This is a genomic window from Nocardioides dubius (assembly GCF_039528155.1).
Classification (GTDB): Bacteria; Actinomycetota; Actinomycetes; order Propionibacteriales; family Nocardioidaceae; genus Nocardioides; species Nocardioides dubius.
In genome coordinates, this window is record NZ_BAAALG010000002.1 from 230,941 (window position 1) to 232,217 (window position 1,277).

The 1,277-nt window shown below is 72.7% G+C and carries 1 protein-coding gene; it reads right to left on the bottom strand.

From position 1 onward, the window contains the following. Positions 1-96: 96 nt before the first annotated feature. A partial coding sequence (locus tag ABD151_RS02905; protein ID WP_343991159.1) for a dihydroorotase occupies positions 97-1,277 on the bottom strand: 1,181 nt, incomplete at its 5' end.

Consider the following 1,277-nt stretch of genomic DNA (forward strand, 5'->3'; position numbering starts at 1 on the left):
CGGGGTTCTGTCTTTGCTCTTGCCCTAGTCCTCGTTGAGTGGTGCCTGTCTGCACCCACCAACGCTGAGTGGTGAACAGGTGCACCACTCAACGGGTCAGGCGAGGACGCCGCCTCGCACGGTGACCGTGCCGCCGAAGACGGTGTGCACCACCTTGGCATCCAGGGTGCGGCCGTGCCACGGGTTGTTGCGCGACTGCGAGACCGAGGCGTCGCGGTCCACCACGCCCGACGCCGATGCATCGATCAGCGCCAGATGGGCGGGGGCACCGACCGCGAGCTCCTGGCCGTGGCCGTCGAGCCCGGCGATCCGGGCCGGATTGGCCGACATCACCCGGGCCACGCCGGCCCAGTCCAGCAGGCCCTCGCGGACCATCACGGTGGCGACCACGGGCAGCGCGGTCTCCAGGCCGAGCATGCCGAACGCGGCGTCCACGAACGCGTGCTCCTTGTCCTGGCGTGCGTGCGGAGCATGGTCGGTCGCCACCGCGTCGATGGTCCCGTCGGCGAGTGCGGCACGCAGTGCCAGCACGTCCTCGCTCGGGCGCAGCGGCGGGTTGACCTTGAAGGTCGGGTCGTAGCCCGAGAGCAGGTCGGTGGTCAGCAGCAGGTGGTGCGGCGTCACCTCGGCGGTGACCGCGATCCCCTGGCTCCGCGCCCAGCGCAGCACCTCGACCGAGCCGGCGGTCGACACGTGGGCGACGTGCACCCGCGAGCCGGTGTGCCGCGCCAGCATCACGTCGCGCGCGACGATGACCTCCTCGGCGACGCCGGGCCACCCGGGAAGGCCGAGCTGACCGGAGAGCTCGCCCTCGTGGCAGCAGGCGGTCGGGCCGGCCAGGGACGGGTCCTGCGAGTGCTGGGAGATGACGCCGCCGAACGCCCTGACGTACTCCAGCGCGCGGCGCATCACCCGGGCGTCGCCCACGCACTTGCCGTCGTCGGAGAAGACCCTGACCTTGGCCCGCGAGCGCGCCATCAGACCGAGCTCCGCGAGCTCCTTGCCCTCCAGGCCGCGGGTGACCGCGCCGACCGGCTGGACGTCGACCAGGCCGGCCTTGACGCCCAGGTCGAGCACGCGCTCGGCGGCCTCGGCGGTGTCGGTGACCGGGTTGGTGTTCGCCATCGCCAGCACCGCGGTGTAGCCGCCGACCACGGCGGCCCGGGAGCCGGAGAGCACGGTCTCCGCGTCCTCACGCCCGGGCTCACGCAGGTGGGTGTGCAGGTCGACGAGGCCGGGCAGGGCGATCAGGCCGTCGGCGTCGAGGATCTCGGCGT